Origin of the sequence: Rothia sp. SD9660Na (assembly GCF_030064065.1) — a bacterium.
In the GTDB taxonomy this organism is placed as follows: Bacteria; Actinomycetota; Actinomycetes; order Actinomycetales; family Micrococcaceae; genus Rothia.
Genome location: NZ_CP125946.1, coordinates 1,496,156 through 1,516,191, shown reverse-complemented (window position 1 = coordinate 1,516,191; position 20,036 = coordinate 1,496,156). Strand labels below are relative to the sequence as shown.

Here is a 20,036-nt window from a genome sequence, read left to right as displayed (position 1 = left end):
ATCTGCTTGCAGCCCTGAGGTAAATGTCACAGGCGGGTGCATAAAGGGGTGCCGGGGTGAGAGGTGACACTCCCGGGTGCCTATTCTAGATAGGAGACCCTTTCTTAGTACATAGAGAAATGAGATAGACGTGGCTTCTTCCAGTGTTTCAGCCCCTCCAATTCCCGTGAAAATCTTGGTTGGGCTGAGCCTCCTTCAGGCCCTGTATCTAGTGGTTACTGCTTTGATCGGGACTTTCGCTTCTACTGATATTGGGGGAGCGTCAGTTATTGCCTCCTTTTATTTCATTATTGCCCTGGCTCTCGCTGTGGGCGCTGTTGCCGTGTGGCGGGCCCAGAGGTTTGGACAGCCTCTCGTGCTTGTCTGGCAACTCTTTGCGGTCATCATTGGCGTTCAAACTACTCTGGGCGGAGATTACCTGGTAGGGCTAGTAACGGTAGGCATAAGCGGAGCTGTCATTCTGCTACTTTTTACCCGTTCTACTCTTGAACATCTGGCTCCCTTATCCCGGTAGCCTGTTCATCGGGTAAGGCTGCCTGAAAAGCCGTAACAGTTGCATGATCAATCATGACTCCTCGCCCTGCCGGGAGCTGACCGTAAGTTTTAAGGTCAAGGGGGAGAAGCACGCCCGGGTAGAAGGACATATCTGCGGAGCTATGCGGGGTAAGGACGATACCCGTAGAGGTACCGCTGAGGGCAGCAAGAATCGGTGAGCTACTCCACCGTGGCCAGGGTGTGTAGGTCACGACAACAGACCCAAACTTTTCTTTTTGGGCCAGTATCGTCTGCTGTATATCGTGGCTGAGTTTATCAAGGTCGTCGATGAGCAGAATGGGGCGGAGTCCCAGGTTCTCGCCCCGTGCAAGAGCTTGACTGATATCTTCTGCTGCGGTGCCGGTATCTGAGGAAATAACAATGAAGAAATGCTCAGGGTTAGCTTGGACGAGGGTCTTAAGTAGGCTCGTTTTTCCGGATCCCCTCGGGCCGCTGACGCTGATAAATCCACCTCGCAAAGGCGGGGTAAAGGCTACCGAGCCGTCCCTGAGCACTCCGCAGGCGAGCGCGCCGGCGTGGGGCTTGGCTGCTGACGGGAGGGCACTGACCGGGGAACACAAGGGGAGCGGACGCCAGGAAAGCCAGTATCGGTGGGAGCCGCTTAACAGGTGGTTAGGGCCTTGCTGAGCACCGGTCTTTGGGCTAGCTAGCGGAGCGCTGAGCTCTGTCCAAGCAAGTGTGCCTGCCTGTACTTTTCCTTCTGATGCGTCATAGATAACCTTTCCTTCTATCGCAAACTGCCCGCTGCCCGGCAGGGTGTAATCCCTAGTGTGGGTACGGAGAGGGTCATTCTCAACAGCTGCTCGAGTCATAAAGGTGTGCTCAAAGATGTGCTGGTACTTACCTCGTACACCTGTTACTGAAGTGCAGAAAACCTGAACTGTTGGACGATCACCCAAGTTGAGAATCTGCTGCAGATGAGCTTCTGCAGCCGGGTACCGTTGGAGCGTATCTAGCAGTGTTTCTAGCGTATCTATGACGAGGAGTTGGCCCGGTCCCGGGACTTCTACGCAGCAGGCTAGAAGGTGCTGAAGATAGTTGGAATCCTGGTAGGTAAAGACGTCAAACTGTTCTGCGTATTCCTTGCCCCAGCTGCGTATCTCTCGTGCGCGCTGTTCTGATGGCGTAAGACATAATACGGCGTACCCTTGAGCGAGAGCTTGAAGGAGGGTTGACCGAAGCGCAGGTATCCACTCATTGCTGCCTCCCTGTACTAAAATCGGGCCATCCTCCGCCGACCAGATAAAGGGGGCTTGAAACCCTAGTTCTGCTATCTCGTACTGACCGAGCAATAAGGCAAAGGGGCCAGCAGACTCCGGCAAATCCGCATGGTAAGGAGCTGAGAGTGATGCCGGAATCGGCTGGTAGGTCGGTAGCTGATGTGCAGCCCGGTAGGCCTGGTAGATAGCCGTATTGGTGGCATCGAGTTCTGCATCGCTCAGAGCCTGACAACTGGTGGGCTCCTGAGAGCCAGGCAGATCGAGCACAAAACGTGCCCGGCATCGCCCTTGGGGCTCTTGCCTGTACAGCCCCGTGATTAAAGGAGCTTGAAATTCAACCATCTCATTATCTGCACTCCGTAGAAGGCCCCGCCCCGGGAAACGGGAAGAGATACGAGAAGCTTCTTCCGAGCCTAGAACGTTGAAAGATTCTTGGGCAGAACTTACTCTAAGGCACATCACCGTTGAGATATTTGCCCTGATATCGGGAGAAATTGCTCCCTGCGGGCGCTGGGTAGCTAGGACGAGGTGGTAACCCAGCGATCTGCCAATCGTAGCTATCTTCATCATTTCGCTCATGATGTCTGGGTAATCATCGACAAGCATGCGAAACTCATCGATGCAGATAATCAGCTCCGGAAAATCGGGCGCTGTGCGGGTGTTTCTGCAGAGGCCGATGTAATCGTCATAGGAACTGACGCCGAGCTGCTTCCAGACCTGCTTGCGGTGGGTAAGATCTGCCCGCAAAAACTTCATAGTGCGCATTAACTGAGACGCGTCAAGGTCAGAGATGAGCGAAACACAATGGGGTAGAGACGCTAGAGGGCCTAAACCTGCACCACCTTTGAAATCTATGAGGACGAAGGAAAGACGTTGAGGCGGGTAGCTGAGGGCAGCAGACCATAGCAGGGAACGAAGAAGCTGGGACTTGCCTGAACCTGTAGTCCCTGCACAGAGAAAATGCGGGCCATGATGCATTAGGCCGAGTGCTAGGTCATCGTTACTTTCACAGGCTAGCCCCGCATGCAGGAAGATCTCTTCTGCCCATAGATTCCCCGGCTGGTTACCCTCCGGCAGCTCAGGGAGAGCATAAGCAGGTAGTTGAGAAGTATTCGTTGCTGTAACGCTAAATCTCTGGAGAAGAGAGGATGTAGTGACTCTTCCCCAACTCGCCAGGAGAGCACAGTAACGCTCTTCGCTGATTCCGTCTAAAACGATGTCGCACCAGCTAGTTGACTGAGAAAAGAGCTCTGCAGGCTCTTTATAATGCTCTTTGTTGGCTAAGGGAAAGGGGAGAAGCTGCGGAGGTAAGGACGGCGGCAGATAGGAGCACACCAAAAAACCTGTTTCTAAACTACTGAGATCTGCAAGAGACACCGTGCACGCATTTGCTGCTGCAAGAAGCGGGTCAATGAGACGCAAAAACCAAGTAGCCTCCTGCTCCTGAACAAGAAGGTAGACCGGCTGATTCTGAGCGAAGAGCTGGCAGAGGGCTAAACGCTGGGTCGAAAGAGGAAGCCCAGAGACTAGGGGCGCGAGTTCTTCTACGCTTATGACATAAGGGGCTCCTTGGACTTCAGGGAGGCGCTCTAACTCACGCTGCTTGCCCCTAACCCGCACAGGCCGGGTGCCGCGTCCTATCACAAGGCCTGTATCAGCATGGATCTGGTCAGCCCCGCGGTAGCGGGCTATAGCGTCCTCTTCCTCCCGAGCAAGCTGTGTTATCTGACGGCGCACAGAGGATCTTTCGCGCCCCTGAGAAAAAGCATGAAGTCCCATTAAGAGTGAGGACCCACAGGCCATGAGAAGAACAAGCCACAGCTGGGTCAACCAGGCAATCAGAAGGCCCACAATGAGAGGTAGAACCATCGTTGCTACCAGTAGCAACTTGGACTTAGGAGCGGGAACATCAATGTCTTGAACTACCGGGTCACGAAAGAGGGGAGCGCGGTACTCATACTGGTCAAGCACAAGGACGCTCCTGCCCAGAATAAATTTTTCCCCTACCTCAAGTTTGCGGTGGGAGCCCTCATTCGAGAAATACACGCCGCTAGCCGTCACCTCTAGGAAGCCCTCAATCGGTGCAAGCGCTGGGTCGTCAATTGTGAGCAGGGAGGCCTGCCTACCAATTTCCCAGCTACCTCGAGATAGAGGAAACTGAGAATGAGAATCTGGCCCGTGCACCACACGTAAGGTAAACAGGGCCCTTCCATCTGGGAAAGGAAGAACGGTTGCATGAGGTGCAAGGGGCAAGACTGCGAGCTGTGCACCACTAGTCCAGGGAGGCTGGCCGGGAATAAGCTCCCTGATATCTTGCCCCTGAATACCCCAGCTGAAATTATCGCTACCCCACACATTAGAGAGTTCTCGGTGGATATCTACTCCAGTTGTGCCGGGCGAATAATCAAACTCCACTGTTCGGTAAGATCCCGCCGGTGGCTGCTGGACGCGCACTAAAAGCTTCATAACGCCACCTAAGTCCTGGAGACCTGCCATTGCAAGGGCACAAAACTGAAAAACAAACTCTCACCATTGTTTTTCTGTCTTTCCGCGAAAAAAGTTGAGGTTCCTCTTCACACAGCACTAGTGCAGTGGAAGACCGGGGAATAATCACACGATCTTTACAGCCTGTTAGCGGGTAGTAGCCGACTATATCCGGTACTTTTGTTATTAACTGTGTTTACCTTGCGCGCAAGGAACACACCGAAGTTAAGCTTCTACGCTGTAGTAGCAGAGCACGGTTGCCAGACTCCCCACGATAGCTGTGCAACCCCTAACAAGGAGTATGTTAAGTGAACGCTGATCTCGTAGTCGTAGGCTCTGGCCTCTTCGGCCTCACCATTGCAGAGCAAGCTGCTACCCAGCTTGGCCTCAAGGTAGCCCTGCTCGACCGCCGTCATCACATCGGCGGTAACGCATACAGTGAAAACGAAGAGAAGACAGGAATCGAAGTTCACCGCTACGGCGCCCACCTCTTCCATACCTCTAACGAACGCGTCTGGGAATACGTCAACCGTTTCACCGGCTTTACCAACTACACCCACCGCGTTTACACCAACCACAACGGTATCGTGTACCCCATGCCCATCAACCTGGGCACTATCAACCAGTTCTTCAACGCTGCCTACTCACCGGCAGAAGCCAAGGCCCTCATCCAGGAGCAGGCCGGTGAACTGGCAGGAACCGACCCCAAGAACCTGAACGACAAGGGTATCTCCCTCATCGGGCGTCCGCTCTACGAAGCCTTCATCAAGCACTACACCGCAAAGCAGTGGCAGACCGACCCCGCTGACCTGCCCGCGTCCATCATTTCCCGCCTACCCGTGCGCTACAACTACGACAACCGCTACTTCAACGACAAGTACGAAGGCCTGCCCGTTGACGGCTACACCGCCTGGCTTGAGCGCATGGCAGCCAACCCTAACATCGAGGTACACCTCAACACCGACTTCTTCGAAGAAGGCCACGAATACTCCCGCTCCAAGGTCCTGGGGCAGGTGCCCGTCGTCTACACCGGCCCCGTAGACCGCTACTTCGACTACGCCGAAGGTGACCTCTCATGGCGCACCATCGACCTCGAAGAAGAAGTCCTTGACATCGAAGACTTCCAGGGTTGCTCCGTCATGAACTACCCCGACGCAACCCACCCCTTCACCCGCATCCACGAGTTCCGTCACTTCCACCCCGAGCGTGACTACACCAAGGACGCTACCGTTATTCACCGCGAATACTCACGCTTCGCAGAAAAGGGCGACGAACCCTACTACCCCATCAACACCGGCGCTGACCGCGAAATGCTCCTCAAGTACCGCGAACTCGCTGGCGGAGAGCAGAACGTGCTCTTCGGCGGACGCCTGGGCACCTACAAGTACCTTGACATGCACATGGCTATCGGTGCTGCACTCTCCATGTTCGACAACAAGCTCCGCCCCCACTTCGAAAAGGGCGAAAAGCTGGTATCTGGCGGAATCGAGGCCTAAAACTTATGCAGAACACCCAAGAGACCCCTATGAAAACCCTGCAGCGTGTTATCTTCCCTGAACGCGCTCAGATGGACACCGTATCTCTTTACGTCGATTCGGGTATCGCAACCGGCGTGCAGCTCTCCACCATGAACGGTGCCTTAAGCCAGAACGACTCTTTGAAGGACGAGAAAGCTCCGGTCAAGAGCAGCGGCGGTTCAGCGAACGAAGCACACACTGAAGACTTCATCGGTCGTCGCTCCACCCTCGTGCGCCCCGGTACCCGCCTCTCCTTTGGCACCTACTTCAACGCCTTCCCCGCATCCTACTGGAAGCGATGGACTAATCTGACCTCCGTCCGCCTGCATATCCAGACTCACGGCGAAGGCACCGTCATCGTGTATAAGTCAAACGCTCGTGGCTCGCTGCAGCGTGTAGACTCTAAGCGCGTAGAAGGTGCAGCCACCACCCAGTTTGACCTCTCGCTGAAGCCCTTCGGCGATGGCGGCTGGTACTGGTTCGAACTCGCCGCTGGCGCTGAATCTCTGGTGCTGGAATCAGCAGAGTGGCAGGGCGCCGATAACGGCAAGGCTCCCGGTCGCATCACCCTGGAAATCACCACCATGAACAAGCAGGAATTCTGTCTGAATAACCTGCGTTCTCTGGCCGCTAACCCCGAGGTTCTAGAGCACCTGCAAGAAGTTCTCATCGTCGACCAGGGCTCTCAGAAGCTCCAGGACGAGCCTGACTTTGAAGAAGTTGCTGCTACCTTGCAGGGCAAGCTTCGTATTATTAACCAGGCAAATCTGGGTGGGTCAGGTGGCTTCGCCCGCGGTATGTACGAGGCTGTAGAAAACGGTTCTGACTACGCCCTGCTGCTCGATGATGACGTGGTTGTTGAGCCGGAATCTATTATCCGACTGCTCACCTTTGCTGATATGTGCCGTAAGCCTACTATCGTAGGCGGCCACATGTTTGATCTGTACAACCGTACCGTTCTGCACACCTTCGGTGAGGTCGTCAACACCTATCGTTTCCAGCCTGACCTGCCCCACCAGGACCAGTCCCTGGGTCATGACTTCCTGCACTCCAACCTGCGTAGCACTCCTTGGCTACACCGCCGCACTGATGTGGACTACAACGGCTGGTGGATGGACCTGATCCCTACCCAGGTCATTCGTGAAATTGGTCTGTCACTGCCCGTCTTCATCAAGTGGGATGACGTTGAATTCGGCCTGCGCGCGAAAAAGGCCGGCTACCACACCGTCTCACTTCCCGGTGCCGCTGTTTGGCACGTATCGTGGATTGATAAGGACGACCTTGTAGGCTGGCAGGCTTACTTCCACATCCGTAACCGCATCATTGCTTCGCTGATTCACTCACCCTACGAGCGAGGCGGACGCCTGCTACGTGAGTCGCTCTATGCAGACGTCAAGCACCTTATCTCGATGCAGTACTTTACCGAGCACGGTCGCATTATGGCGCTGAAGGACGTCCTTGCGGGCCCTGATCAGCTACATGACCTCCTTGCCCAGCGTCTGCCGGAAATCCGTGCTTTGACTAAGGAGTATACTGACGCCCAGTTCAAGGAAGACGTCGAGTCCTTCCCTGAGCCGCGGATGGCAAAGCCCCCTCGCAACGGCCGTGGTTTTGCTGCTCCGTCTTACCGTACTCTTGCTCCCTGGGCCTTGAAGACTGTCACTAAGCAACTGGTCAAGCCTGTGCGCGATGAGTATAAGCAGAACCCTCAGGCTCATATTGCTCACCAGGACAACCGCTGGTGGCGCATGTCCCAGTATGATTCGGCACTGGTGTCAAACGCTGAAGGTACTGCAGTTTCGTGGTATCGCCGTGACCCAGAACAGCTCCGTTCAAAGCTCGTCGAGTCATCTAAACTGACCGCTCAGATTCTGCGTGAATGGACTACCCTGCGCAAGCAATACGCCGAGGCCGCAGAGCGTATTTCTTCTATTGAAGAGTGGAAGAAGACCTTCGACAAGCATACGGAGTCAGAACTTACTCGATGAATGATTCGATGAATAAACAACTCGTAGCCCCCGGTAAGGGCCGTGGGCTACGGGATGTTTTTGCTAACAGATTTTTACTGAAACTCCTGGTTGATAAGGAGATACAGGTAAGGTACCGGGGTTCGGTGCTCGGTATTCTCTGGTCCTATATCAAGCCTGGGGTGCAGTTCGCCGTCTTCTATATCGCCTTAGGCCTTTTCTTGGGGCTAGAACGCGGTATGCAGAACTACGCCATCTATCTATTCTCTGGAATGATCGTTATTAACTTCTTCTCTGAAGGGTTTAGTAACGGGGCTAAAGCCATGGTAGTTAACGGGGCACTCATCAAGAAGATTTATCTACCTCGTGAACTGTTCTCGGTTTCAACGATTTGGGTGGCTCTTATCCATTTCCTTCCTCAGATTCTGGTGCTTCTTGGCGCGTGTTTCGTAGCTGGCTGGAGCCCTGATTTGAAGCAGCTGGGAGCGGCTCTGGTCGCCATGATTATCGTGATGATCTTTTCGGCTGGCTTGGGCCTCATCTTCGGTGTAGCGAACGTCTTCTTCCGCGATTCTGAGAATATTGTGGATATGCTCCTGATGGTTGCTACCTGGTTCTCACCGGTTCTGTACTCGTGGACCATGGTGCGCGATACCCTTTACCCCTGGGTAATGAACGTGTACATGATGAACCCGCTCACTGTGGCTGTTGAGCTCTTCCACTATGCTTTCTGGATGCCTACCCTTTCAGCTGAATCTGCTGCACTGCCGGTATCTCACATCCCTCCGCACCTTCTTAGCCTGTGGGTACCTGTTGCCCTAGGCGTTTCTCTCGTGACCCTGTTCCTCGGTGACTTACTCTTCCGTAAGCTAGAGGGTAACTTCGCCCAGGAGCTCTGATTTACGTGGATATCAAGAAGTTTGATTTACCACCCGTGGCAGATAATGCTCCTGTGGTCATTAAGGTTGAGTCTTTGGTAAAGCGCTTTGTACTGCGCCATACTCGGTCGATGAAGGAGGCCTTTGTCTGGCTGATGAAGGGCCGTAAGGGGGATTTGAACGAGAAGTTCAATGCTCTCAACGGGGTTTCTCTAGATATTCGCGAAGGCGAGCGTGTTGCCCTACTTGGCTATAACGGTTCGGGTAAATCTACCCTGCTCAAGCTGATTTCGGGTGTGATGCACCCGGATGAGGGCAGGGTATTGACCGGCGGACGCATCGCTGGGCTTATCGAGGTCGGAGCAGGTTTCCACCCCGATTTGACTGGGCGTGACAACGTATACCTGAACGCTGCCATCCTTGGGATGAGCAAGGAGCAGATTGAAGCAAAATTTGATGAAATTGTTGAATTCTCTGAAATTGGCAACTTTATCGATACCGAGGTTAAGTTCTATTCGTCGGGTATGTACCTGCGACTGGCTTTTGCTGTAGCTGTTCATACTGATCCGGAGATTTTCTTAGTGGATGAGATTCTGGCTGTGGGTGATGAACCTTTCCAGAAGAAATGTATCGCTAAGATTCGAGATCTGAGCGCTGAGGGGAAAACCCTGGTTGTGGTGAGCCATGACCTTGATTTGGTGGCAAAGATCTGTGAACGCGGAGTAGTCCTGGACCACGGCTCTAAGCAGTTCGATGGCCCTATTGACGAAGCGATTGAATTCATGAGGGCAAAATCCCACTAAGGAAGCCTTCCCCAAAAATGCCCACAAGCTAGATAGCTTGTGGGCATTTTTGTGCGTTGTTACTAGTCAGTAACTAGTTGTGTGTCAAAACATTACGTTTATCCGTAGTAGGTTTGAGGTGCTGTGGAAAAACTCTAGCCTTTATGTGTTATGGCTTGTCAGGCGCAACTTCACTGCATTCTTGTTGGTGGGGTAAGGGTGGGCGGGGCACGGTTATCCACAGATTGGCCCTGGGGTGTTTGATTGTTTTGCCTAATCAGCTGTATCTTGTTTGGTAATTCATCGACTGATTGCAATGGAGCGTAAGGGGGACAGATGTCTACAGTGCAAGCAGAAGAGCTAGTTGAAGCAGACGTGCGCGACTTGATTCGCCGAAGCAGCATCGACCCGCTCGTACAGCAGGTGGAAGCTAAGGAGCTTATCCAACAGGCCATCGCTGAGTACGAGCGCCAGATGCTACGGGGCGTAGTACCGCGACTTGAGAACGCTGACTCCCTGATTAGCTCCCTTTTCGACAAGGTATGCGGCTTTGGTGAGATTCAGCAGTATCTTGACGATAGCTCTGTTGAAGAGATTTGGATTAACGCTCCGGACGAGATTTTTGTGGCTCGTGCTGGAGAGTCTGAGCTCACCGGGCTTACCTTGAGCGAGGAGCAGGTTCGTGCGCTGGTAGAGCGTATGCTCAAGACCTCGGGGCGACGACTTGATTTGAGCACACCTTTTGTCGATAGTTCCTTGCCGGACGGTTCTAGGCTCCATGTAGCCATTCCAGATGTTACCCGCCGTCATTGGGCCATCAATATCCGTAAGTTTATTGCGCGAGCAACTCGCTTGAGCGATTTGGTTAAGCTGGGGTCGCTCAGCCTGGATGCAGCAAAATTTTTAGATGCAGCTGTTGCGAGTGGGCTAAATTGTCTCGTATCTGGAGCTACGCAGGCGGGAAAGACCACCATGCTGAATTGTTTATCAGCGTCTATTGGCATGCGGGAGCGCGTTATTACCTGCGAGGAGATTTTTGAGCTCAAGATTCCCCTCCGCGATGTTGTGAATTTGCAGTGCCGTCAGCCCAATCTGGAAGGTAACGGCGAGATTCCTCTCCGGCGGCTAGTGAAAGAGGCTTTGCGCATGAGACCCGACCGCCTCATCATTGGTGAGGTGCGCGAAGCCGAGTCTCTCGATATGCTCATTGCGCTCAATTCCGGGCTCCCGGGCCTTTGCACTATCCACGCTAACTCAGCTCGCGATGCAATCACGAAGATGTGCACCCTTCCCCTCTTGGCTGGTGACAACATTTCGAGTTCGTTTGTCGTCCCCACCGTGGCTTCTTGCTTTGATTTAGTGGTTCACTGCGACCGTAATCTGCGGGGCAAACGGCAGGTGCGAGAGATTCTTGCCGTTGGCAACAGGGTCGAAAACGGGGTGATCGAAACCAGCACACTGTTTAGACGAGAAGGCGATCAGCTGGTATGCGTTGCTTCTGAGGTGCCTTCGCCTGAGAAGTTTATTCGTGCTGGCTACGCCCCTGAGACCCTTCTCAACTGCGAGGGGGCACTGGCATGAGTGCTTTATTTGGGCTGATGTTTGGTATTGGCGCCCTCTTAATCTATATGTCCTTTTGGGAGCTTCCCGCTAAGGAGAAGAAAGGACGAAAAGCCCCGGCGATACAACAGCTGCTGCGCCAGGCAGATTTAGAAAAGTTCACGGTAGCTATGTTTTATATGGTTTCTGCTGTAGCTGCTCTTGTTGCAATGGTGCTGACCTTCGCGTTGACCTCACTGGTTCCTCTGGCTGCTCTGGCTGTGGGCGTTGGGTTCTTTAGCCCTCGGTTAGTGGTTAAGCATCGTGCCGCTCAGCGGCGGGCTCAGTTACGGGATTTATGGCCGGACGCGGTGGACCACCTGCGGTCAGCAATCCGTGCAGGTTTGTCGCTTCCGGACGCTCTCATGCAGCTTCAGTATCGGGGGCCGGAGCCCCTGCGTCCGGCTTTTACTAGTTTTGCTTCAGACTACCGTGCTAGCGGTGAGTTCCTTCCAGCCCTCAATCGTCTTAAAGACCGCTTGAGTGACCCCACCGCCGACAACATCATTGAAGCCCTCAAAGTTACTCGTGAGGTGGGTGGAACTGATTTAGGTCGTCTTCTGGGGACTTTGAGTACTTTCCTCCGCGAGAATAGCAGGACACGCTCTGAACTTGAGGCTCGACAGTCGTGGACGGTCAATGCTGCCCGCCTTGCCTGTGTTGCTCCCTGGGTCGTTCTGGGCCTTATGGCCACGCAACCAAGTACGATCAGAATTTATAACAGCTTTGCGGGTTTCCTAGTGTTAGCGAGCGGCCTAGCTCTGACCGTTATTGCCTACAGACTGATGATACGTATCGGTGCTCTACCGGAAGAGAAGAGGGTGCTGGCATGAACCTTTCCCTTCTCCTTGGCCTTTTCCTAGCGGCAGGAATCTGGCTGGTGCTTTCGAGTATCTGGACCCAGCGCCGTGAGAGCTTTGCAGACCGTATAGCTCCTCAGCTTCGCGCGGCGGAGCTTAGAAAGAACCGCCCGGACACACCGTATAGCACGCTACCAGAAGGTATTTACGGGGCGAGCGCTGCGCTCCTTGCACCGTGGGTTGAAAAGATGTACCGGAGTCTCGGTAAGTCGAGCTTTGATACGGTGGCCCTCGAAAAACGACTTACCCAGCTAGGTGGGCATCTGACAACCGCAGAGTACCGGGTGCAACAGGTGCTCTGGAGTCTCTTGGCAGCTACTCTCTGTATTTGTTTGGTGGCTGTGGGCCTCGCTCAAGGGACGGTAAGTTTTGTGCTGGGAGTCCTGCTGATTGTTCTGGGTTCCTGTGCTGGCTTCCTCGCACGCGACTATTGGCTGTCTCAGCAGATCGCAAAACGGGAGAAAGCCATGCTGGCTGAATTTCCTGCCCTTGCAGAGCTCATGGCTCTGTCCGTTACTGCGGGCGAATCAGCCATCGGGTCGCTTGAACGGGTAGTGCGGAGTTCGCAGGGAGAGCTTTCTCGCGAATTCCAAACTATTCTCGCGATGACTCGTTCCGGTGAGTCCCTCGTGGTCGCTTTGCAAAGTTTTTCGCAGCGTACCTCGGTAGCAGCCCTATCGCGTTTTGTGGATGGCCTGGTTGTTGCGATTGAACGTGGTACGCCCCTGGCAGATGTCTTGCGGGCCCAGGCACAAGATGTGCGTGACAACGCCAAACGAGAACTGATGGAGACAGCCGGAAAGAAAGAAATCGGAATGATGGCCCCCGTCGTTTTTCTGATACTTCCCCTCACCGTACTCTTTGCGATGTTTCCTGGCCTTTCCCTACTGAATCTTAACTTCTAAACCCGCCCGCTTGGGCACCTTCTATCACACTCATATTCAAAGGAGAATCCCATGAAGAAGTTCATGACCGACACCTACCTCAAAGCCCTTCTCAGCCTTGTTGCGCCTCTGACAAGCCAGGACGACCCTGAGCGCGGGGATGTGCCTGGCTGGGTGATGATAACGATGATGTCCGCTATACTTGTGGCCGCTATCTTGGTGGTTGCCCAGGACGCCCTCGTCAACATGTTCAATAACGCAATGGCAATGATTAACCGCTAGGAGACCCGCATGAGAGCTGTGCCCCCTGAGAAGGAGAGAGGTAATGCAACGGCGGAGTTCGTGATGGTATCTGCCCTAGTTGTCTTACTTTTTCTAGGTGTTTTGCAGGTTGCTTTCGCGCTGTTCACCCGTAACGTACTGCAGGACGCTGCATCTCAGGGGGCCCGCTATGGGGCCATGCTCGATAAAACACCGGCTGACGGAGAAGAACGCACCCGCGAGCTGCTGTATTCGGTACTGCCTTCCCACTACTCGGCAACAATTAGCAGTTCTGTTACCCAGTGGCAGGGTGCGGACGCCGTGCAGGTCACCGTGGTTGCCCCGGTGCCCCTCATCGGTCCCTTTGGGGTAGCTGCCCAGTGGGAGGTGAGTGGTCATGCTGTGGTTCAGAGATAAACGCGGTGATAAAGCTGTAGATATGCGAGAGGCAGACGACCCTGAGCAGGGCAGCGCTCTTGTTGAGTTTATTGGACTGGGTGCCCTGTTGATGGTGCCCACGGTCTATTTTCTGTTATCAGTCTTTTCGATGCAGTCGGCTGCTTTTGCAGCTTCTAACGCTAGTGCCCATGCGTTACAGGTGATTCAGTTTTTGCCACCGGAGCAGCGCACCCAATCTGCTGTGCAAGCGGTTGCCGCTTTGACAGCTAGCGACTTTGGTCTAGGGCCTGAAACCATTACTGCCACGCTGAGCTGCGAGGACGTCTGCGCCCAGGGGGAGCGAATGACGGTGGATGTCACTGTCGAGGTCGGGCTGCCTCTGGTGCCCTGGCCAGGGGCACCAGCTCTTGCCACTATGACCTCTCAGGCTGTGAGCTGGGGAGGGAACTACTCATGACACAGATTAGACCGACCCAGCTTCAGCGGGTGCCCTGCCATGAGGTCGCCGAGCACGACGCTGAGCGGGGCAGCGTCCTTCCACTCATCGTGGGGCTGTGCCTGGTGCTTCTGCTGGTTGCTTCCACCGTCGTTGGAGTCAGTTCCGTCTATCTTGAAAGACAGCGCCTCCAGGCTCTAGCCGACCAAGCAGCGACGTCTGCCGCTCAGCGCATTGAGGGCATCACCGCGGTAGGGGAGGCCCAGGCCCAGGTAACTCTCACCAGTGCCGGGGTGCAGGCGTCCGCTCATACCTTTCTGCAAGAAAGCGGCGCCGGCACCGACTTCTCCCACCTGACCTTAAACCCCGCAACCGGGGCGTCGGGAAACAACACTGCGGTTATCGTCCTTTCTGCCAGGGCCCACCCGCCCTTACTCTCCGTTGTGCTACCTGACGGTATCGATATCACCGTTACCGGCAGGGCGCGCGTCATCACCACCCAAGATTAGAACAGAAGCGCTCTGCCCCGTCAGCGCAAAACAGGGGAAAAACCGGGCGCTTACCATCGTTTTCAGCTAGGGTTAATAGTCATGGCTACTTTAGATTTTTCTGCCCAGATCAAAACCCTGCGCTCAACCTACGCCTCCATCGAAGAGGTCAGCGACGTTGAGCAGCTGCGTGCTACCATCGCAGAACTCTCTGAAGCAGCCGGTGCCCCCGACCTCTGGGACGACCCCGTCGCCGCCCAAAAGGTCACCTCCCAGCTCTCCCACAAACAGGCCGAACTCGATAAGCTCGTCAAACTAAGCCAGGCCATTGATGACCTTGAGGTCATGGTAGAACTTGCCGACGAAGAGGGCGATGCTGACACCCTTGCCGAAGCAGAAACCGAACTGCATGCTATCGAAAAGCGCCTAGTAGAGCTTGAAGTCATCACCCTGCTCTCGGGGGAGTACGATCAGCGCGATGCCGTCGTGACCATCCGGGCGGGAGCCGGTGGCGTGGACGCCGCCGATTTCGCCGAGATGCTTCTGCGCATGTACTTGCGCTGGGCCGAGAAAAACGGCTTCGATACCACGGTGATGGATACCTCCTACGCCGAAGAAGCCGGCCTCAAATCAGCAACCTTTGAGGTCAAAGCCCCCTACGCCTTCGGGCGCCTGTCGATCGAAGCGGGAACCCACCGCCTGGTGCGCATCTCTCCCTTCAATAGCCAGGGCAAACGTATGACGTCCTTCGCTGCGGTGGAAGTTATCCCCCTCATCGAGCAGACCGATCACATCGAAATCCCCGAGTCCGAACTCAAGATCGATGTTTTCCGCTCTTCGGGGCCCGGTGGCCAGTCGGTGAACACCACAGACTCCGCCGTCCGTATGACCCACATCCCCACCGGCATCGTGGTCTCCATGCAGAACGAAAAGTCCCAGCTACAAAACCGAGCCGCAGCACTGCGCGTCCTGCAATCCCGCCTCCTCCTGCTCCGCAAAGAGCAAGAGGACGCCAAAAAGAAGGAACTTGCCGGTGACGTCAAAGCCTCCTGGGGGGACCAAATGCGTTCTTATGTGCTCAACCCCTACCAGATGGTCAAAGACCTACGAACCAACTATGAAGAGGGAAACCCCAGCGCCGTATTCGACGGTGCGCTCGACGGTTTCATCGACGCCGGCGTGCGGTGGCGCGCGGCAGAACGACAGAAAAGAAAGAACGAAGAATAATCGTGGCTAAGAAAAAAGTAACGAAAGAAGACCCGAATAACCACACCATAGCGTCCAACCGCCGCGCCCGCCATAACTACAATATCGTAGAGACCTGGGAGGCCGGGCTGGTGCTCATGGGCACCGAGGTTAAATCCCTACGCGATGGGGGAGCCTCAATCACCGATGGCTTCTGCCAGATGTACGGCAACGAGCTGTGGCTCGAGGGCATCCATATCGCCGAATATGGGCGCGGCTCCTGGACCAACCACGCAGCCCGTCGCCGCCGTAAACTGCTCATGCACCGCAGCGAAATCAACAAAATCGCTCAGAAGCTCAAGGAAAGCGGCTACACCGTCGTGCCCCTCAAGCTTTATTTCAGCAAGGGGCGCGCCAAGGTAGAAATTGCCCTGGCTACCGGTAAGCGTGACTACGACAAGCGCCAGGCCCTGCGTGAGCGTCAGGACAACCTCGAAGCCCAGCGCGCTATGCGCTATAAGAACCTGGGATAAGAACCTACTCGAAGGAGAGAAATGACCACCGGAAACAACAAGGAAAACCCCTACGGCGACTACGTGCCCGGGCAGTACAGCTCAGGTGCTACAGAGCAGGGAAACGGGGACTATAGCCAGCAGGCTAACAGTGCTTCCTCACAGCCCAGCTACTCACAGCCTACCTATGCTCAGCCTAACTACGGCCAGGCGGATTACAGTCAGCAGCCTGCCAGCTACTCCTCCTACGGGTATGACGCTTACGGCCAGCAGGCAGCCTCAGCACCCAAGGGACTTGCCATTACGTCGCTGATTCTAGGTATCCTATCTTTCCTGAGCGGCTGGGTCATCCTGGGCGGTATTTTGGGTATCGTTGGCCTGGTGCTGGGCATCGTTGCTCTACGTAAGACCAAGACCGGTGGCGGCGGCAAGGGCCTGGCTATCACCGGCATCGTATTTAGCTCCCTGGGCATTCTTATTTCCCTGGCAATGCTGGTGTTCTTCGGCTGGATTTTCTCAGCCTTCGGTGAGTGCATGGCCTACGCTGAGAACGAGGTTCTCATGGAACAGTGCATCAACCAGCAGCTGGGCCTTGACGTTACAGATTCAAGCAGTAACGTCTAATCAACCTGCCAGCTGGCTCTTTACAGCATGGAGAGCCAGCTGGTAGACTGGTACATCCGAGCTAATTGGGCCGGTATCTTTCACTGATGAGTTGCGACTCGAAAGAGCACTGGAAAACGCTTAGCTTGGCGTTCTTTGATAAAAGAATATGGGGATGATCGGTTTCGACGATGTGAGTTGAGATGGATGAAGCGTGCCGAGGACGCAGGGTTATCTCGTTAACGCCCTCTGCAAAAAAATAAGTGCAGAATCTAAGCGCACTGACTTCGCACTCGCTGCCTAATAATCCCAGCGATGCAGTCTGGTAGCCTGAGCTTGCCTTTGGCTCAGCCCCTACCATCAGTTTAAAAGGCCACTGCTGCCCGTCCTTGTCGTAGGGCCGGGTGGGACTTTTATACGGCTAGGTTAGGCCTTGTAAGTGTTTGCGCAAGCAAGGTAGCCGAAAATACCGCTTTCACAAACTGCGCACGGAGAAGACCCGTTGACGCCACATCGGACCGGGGTTCGATTCCCCGCATCTCCACCATTCGTACTTGGGCTTTTATGCAAAGATTTGAGTGCGATTTGAACCCCTTGGGTTCCGTGTTTTACCTGGTATTTCGCGGGATTCGAGGGGTTCAGTGTTTCTCGGTAGTCGCATTGCGGTCGCTGCCCATGGGATATTCTGTGGCCGCGGCTTGGAGCGCATCACGTGTAGCATTGGGGCGGGACGCTCAATCCTTTCGAGCAACAAACACCATGAGTGGTTGACCTGGGCCGCCAGTAAAGGGTTCCCTCAACCAGTTCCGGTAGGTGCTAACGTTAGTGAGTCCAGCACGTTTTAGATCTGCAAGGATCTGCTGGTGGCTTCGGAACTGCGGTTCCTGCTTGACCTCAACGATATCTCCGTCGTCAGGCCACTCGTTTCTGATGTGCATGACGACGCGACCTGTGATACCGGGCCCTTCAATTGAGCACGACTCGATTAGCCTGCCGTCCGCCGTGTCCCGTACTGAACCGGTATCGCTCCAGTTGCGCCATGCAGCTGCCTCGGGATTGCGTGCCTCGAAGGCGACTACTCCGCGCTCGGTTAGTCCTGCGGCGATGCTGGCCAGGGTTTCGGGCCAGTCTTCAAGGATGTGCATGGCGACATTTCCGCTCATGATGACCACGTCAGAACTTCGAGGTTCGATGGCGGCAGCTGTCCCTTCAAGCCAAGTGACTGTGTCCCCGCCGGGACGGGACCGCGCGAAGTCGAGCATATCTTCCGAAGGGTCGATTCCTAGCACTTCGCGTCCTGGCTGAGCAAGTGTAACGGTGAGGGTACCGGTGCCGCACCCAAGATCCACCACTCGTGGGGCTTCGACTTCGTTTACGAGTTCACGGAAAAAGTCGTGATCTGCTCCGTCCGGGTTATCCACGTCGTATAAACGGACTAAGCGAGGATTACTATAGGGCATGATGTCATTCTAGTGGACATGAATCTAATCTTATGAAGAGTGTTCGAGGACGGTTTGTAAGGATAGAATCGAATCGGTGTGCTAGGCCGAATCGCTGAACACGTCTTGGCTTTGTTGGAGTCGGGTAGTGTAGGGTACTTTGATGCGCGTAGTCGGGGCTGGCGCCTAGCAGTTGCGTGCACTCCCTGGCGGGGGTGTTGTAGAACAGGGGTTGTTGGTGCCTCTGTGCGGGAGAGTCGTGGCGGTGGTGAAGTCCTACTGATGTATGTGTGGGCGTTTTTGGAGCATGGCCGTAGCTACCGAGACGTAGCTTAGGCTCTTTATATCCACGAGAATACTTTGCGTAATAAGGTTGCAAAATTTGAGCAGATTACTGGCCGTAGGCTGAATGATATTGATGCCTGTATCGAACTAATATGGCTGCGGCACGATATGGCCCTAAAGGGGGCTCTTAGTGTAGGTGATTCAGTCTAAAACACCTTATCAATAAGGTTATATAGAATATTTTAAGTGAAGATTAAGAAGTTTTATGTGAAGTGGAACAAAAGGGTGTTGGGCGATAAAATAATACATGGTTATAAAATATTGCTGGTGGTTCAGCAATAGACATTACTCACCCACCACTTCTTGAAAGGGCTACCATGTCACGTCTTGCCGGGCTTGTATCGATTCTTGCCGCCGTCGTCATGCTGATTGGAGGTGCGACCGTCTGGGTTACAGTTAGTAACCAGCTCGCAGAAGAGCGCATTAGCGTACCTGCCGATTCTGAATTTATGGGCGGCGCATTGGCTGGTAAGGATGTTAAAGGCCCCCTGACTGCTTACGCTCAGGCAGAAACCATTCGTCAGCACGTTACCGCAGCTGCTGAAGGTACCGTTTATGAAGGAAAAACTTATGCCGAGCTGGGTGCCATGGTGCGCGAAGCTCAAGAGGCCGGCGATGAGGCCCTAGCCGAAGAGTTCCAGACCCGCCGCAACCTGGTGATGGACGCTTCTTTCTTGCGCGCTTCTCTCTTTACCTCGGTTGTTTCCTTTGGCGTATCAGCCCTGGTCATGGGCCTGGGAGTTGTGCTTGGTTTTATTGGCGCCGCCCTGCTCAAAATTGCTCCGAAAAAGGTAGCTGTTACCGCCTAGGCCTCTGAACAGCAGCAAGCCCTAGCCCCGTTTCTTCCCCTCTGTACGGTGAGTAGAAGCGGGGCTATTGCCTAGATATGGGGTGATGGTGCTGGTAAGCTGAGCATAAGATAAGGCTCAGTAGTGGGCCAACGGTTTTAGGAAGAAAGAGGACGCCGTGAGTAGCCAGCCCCCCGCTTACCCCCAGCCGCATGCACCCGCGGGCACGGGCGTCCTTCTGCCTCCTGTTCTGGACCACGAAACCCCGGGGGAGCCTGCCCAGTACCGGGTGCCAGACGCCCACCGCCGCCCCTATGGAGAAATGGTGCGTGATAAGCGCGGGCGGGGCTACTACCAGGCGGTCATGGCTCTATCTGTGGGCGTGGTGAGCTGGCTTGTAGTGCTCATGGCGGGCGTTTTTGCCCTGCTGGCTCTCATTCCTGCGGTGGTTGCTATCGTGTTGGGTATCAAAGCTTTGCGCACTCGCAAGCGTAACCCGCACACCCGTTTTTATGGGCAGACAGCCGGTATGGCCTGGGGTGGCATTGCCCTGGGTATTCTCTGCATTCCGGTGGCGGTCTTTTTTTACTTCATAGCGAGCTGGTTCCTGAACGGGGCCGAAACCGCAAACTGCGAAATCACCCACGCCGGGGACGAGGAAGCCATTACCCGCTGCATCGAGAGTAACACTAGCTACTAAAAATGAGTGGGGTCTGTAGTAGCTCTTATTCTTCCCCTAATCATTGAGAGGGCCGATCGCGACCATAGGGCTGTGAGCTCCGCCTCAATCGCGTTATGATGGGGGGAAAGCGCCCCCAGCACGCCCAGGAGCAC

General features: G+C 54.7%; 19 protein-coding genes and 1 other RNA gene. 18 read left to right on the top strand and 2 right to left on the bottom strand.

Features of this window, described 5'->3' with window-relative positions; genetic code table 11:
* Positions 1–479 precede the first annotated feature (479 nt).
* The gene (locus tag QM007_RS07265; protein ID WP_283489346.1) at positions 480–4,241 is read right to left on the bottom strand and encodes an FtsK/SpoIIIE domain-containing protein; all 3,762 of its coding nucleotides are present in this window, start codon (positions 4,239–4,241) and stop codon (positions 480–482) included.
* 326 nt (positions 4,242–4,567) lie between these two features.
* On the opposite strand from QM007_RS07265, the gene glf reads away from it, so the two are divergent.
* The 15 genes from glf (at position 4,568) to ssrA (ending at position 17,177) form a co-directional block, all read left to right on the top strand.
* The gene (gene glf, locus QM007_RS07260; RefSeq protein WP_283489345.1) at positions 4,568–5,755 is read left to right on the top strand and encodes a UDP-galactopyranose mutase; all 1,188 of its coding nucleotides are present in this window, start codon (positions 4,568–4,570) and stop codon (positions 5,753–5,755) included.
* Positions 5,756–5,784: 29 nt separating this feature from the next.
* Complete coding sequence (locus QM007_RS07255) at positions 5,785–7,764, top strand: glycosyltransferase (protein ID WP_283489344.1); 1,980 nt, start codon at positions 5,785–5,787, stop codon at positions 7,762–7,764.
* Positions 7,765–7,772: 8 nt separating this feature from the next.
* Positions 7,773–8,642 (top strand): ABC transporter permease, encoded by an 870-nt coding sequence (locus tag QM007_RS07250; protein ID WP_502949052.1) that lies wholly within the window; start codon positions 7,773–7,775, stop codon positions 8,640–8,642.
* 5 nt (positions 8,643–8,647) lie between these two features.
* On the top strand, positions 8,648–9,424 hold the full coding sequence (locus QM007_RS07245; RefSeq protein ID WP_237185394.1) for an ABC transporter ATP-binding protein: 777 nt from the start codon (positions 8,648–8,650) through the stop codon (positions 9,422–9,424).
* Between the two features lie 315 nt (positions 9,425–9,739).
* Positions 9,740–10,984 carry a TadA family conjugal transfer-associated ATPase gene (locus tag QM007_RS07240; RefSeq protein ID WP_283489342.1) on the top strand — a complete coding sequence of 415 codons (1,245 nt, stop codon included), beginning with the start codon at positions 9,740–9,742 and terminating at the stop codon, positions 10,982–10,984.
* A complete protein-coding gene (locus tag QM007_RS07235; RefSeq protein ID WP_283489341.1) occupies positions 10,981–11,835 on the top strand; it encodes a type II secretion system F family protein in 855 nt (284 codons plus the stop codon). Before QM007_RS07240 ends, QM007_RS07235 begins: the two co-directional genes overlap by 4 nt.
* Positions 11,832–12,767, top strand: a complete 936-nt coding sequence (locus QM007_RS07230) for a type II secretion system F family protein (RefSeq protein ID WP_283489340.1) — start codon at positions 11,832–11,834, stop codon at positions 12,765–12,767. The genes QM007_RS07235 and QM007_RS07230 overlap by 4 nt, the downstream gene beginning before the upstream one ends.
* Before the next feature lie 63 nt (positions 12,768–12,830).
* Complete coding sequence (locus tag QM007_RS07225) at positions 12,831–13,028, top strand: hypothetical protein (RefSeq protein ID WP_283491017.1); 198 nt, start codon at positions 12,831–12,833, stop codon at positions 13,026–13,028.
* A 9-nt stretch (positions 13,029–13,037) separates the two neighbouring features.
* A complete protein-coding gene (locus tag QM007_RS07220; RefSeq protein ID WP_283489339.1) occupies positions 13,038–13,424 on the top strand; it encodes a TadE/TadG family type IV pilus assembly protein in 387 nt (128 codons plus the stop codon).
* Between the two features lie 22 nt (positions 13,425–13,446).
* Positions 13,447–13,863, top strand: coding sequence for a pilus assembly protein TadE (locus QM007_RS07215; protein ID WP_283489338.1), 417 nt, complete (start codon positions 13,447–13,449; stop codon positions 13,861–13,863).
* A complete protein-coding gene (locus tag QM007_RS07210) occupies positions 13,860–14,351 on the top strand; it encodes a pilus assembly protein TadG-related protein (RefSeq protein ID WP_283489337.1) in 492 nt (163 codons plus the stop codon). Before QM007_RS07215 ends, QM007_RS07210 begins: the two co-directional genes overlap by 4 nt.
* 81 nt (positions 14,352–14,432) lie before the next feature.
* Positions 14,433–15,557, top strand: coding sequence for a peptide chain release factor 2 (gene prfB, locus QM007_RS07205; RefSeq protein ID WP_283489336.1), 1,125 nt, complete (start codon positions 14,433–14,435; stop codon positions 15,555–15,557).
* The gene (smpB, locus tag QM007_RS07200; protein WP_135012007.1) at positions 15,554–16,048 is read left to right on the top strand and encodes an SsrA-binding protein SmpB; all 495 of its coding nucleotides are present in this window, start codon (positions 15,554–15,556) and stop codon (positions 16,046–16,048) included. The genes prfB and smpB overlap by 4 nt, the downstream gene beginning before the upstream one ends.
* Before the next feature lie 21 nt (positions 16,049–16,069).
* On the top strand, positions 16,070–16,651 hold the full coding sequence (locus QM007_RS07195; RefSeq protein ID WP_283489335.1) for a DUF4190 domain-containing protein: 582 nt from the start codon (positions 16,070–16,072) through the stop codon (positions 16,649–16,651).
* Between the two features lie 150 nt (positions 16,652–16,801).
* Positions 16,802–17,177: a transfer-messenger RNA gene (ssrA, locus tag QM007_RS07190) on the top strand.
* 187 nt (positions 17,178–17,364) lie between these two features.
* On the opposite strand, the gene QM007_RS07185 is transcribed toward ssrA, so the two are convergent.
* On the bottom strand, positions 17,365–18,090 hold the full coding sequence (locus QM007_RS07185) for a methyltransferase domain-containing protein (RefSeq protein ID WP_283489334.1): 726 nt from the start codon (positions 18,088–18,090) through the stop codon (positions 17,365–17,367).
* A gap of 324 nt (positions 18,091–18,414) precedes the next feature.
* On the opposite strand from QM007_RS07185, the gene QM007_RS11150 reads away from it, so the two are divergent.
* The 3 genes from QM007_RS11150 to QM007_RS07175 all read left to right on the top strand — a co-directional run bounded on the left by QM007_RS11150 (position 18,415) and on the right by QM007_RS07175 (position 19,902).
* A complete protein-coding gene (locus QM007_RS11150) occupies positions 18,415–18,564 on the top strand; it encodes a helix-turn-helix domain-containing protein (protein ID WP_502949100.1) in 150 nt (49 codons plus the stop codon).
* A 167-nt stretch (positions 18,565–18,731) separates the two neighbouring features.
* Entirely contained in the window at positions 18,732–19,223 is a 492-nt protein-coding gene (locus QM007_RS07180) for an aromatic ring-opening dioxygenase LigA (RefSeq protein ID WP_283489333.1), read from the top strand.
* 157 nt (positions 19,224–19,380) lie between these two features.
* A complete protein-coding gene (locus QM007_RS07175; RefSeq protein ID WP_283489332.1) occupies positions 19,381–19,902 on the top strand; it encodes a DUF4190 domain-containing protein in 522 nt (173 codons plus the stop codon).
* Positions 19,903–20,036 lie beyond the last annotated feature (134 nt).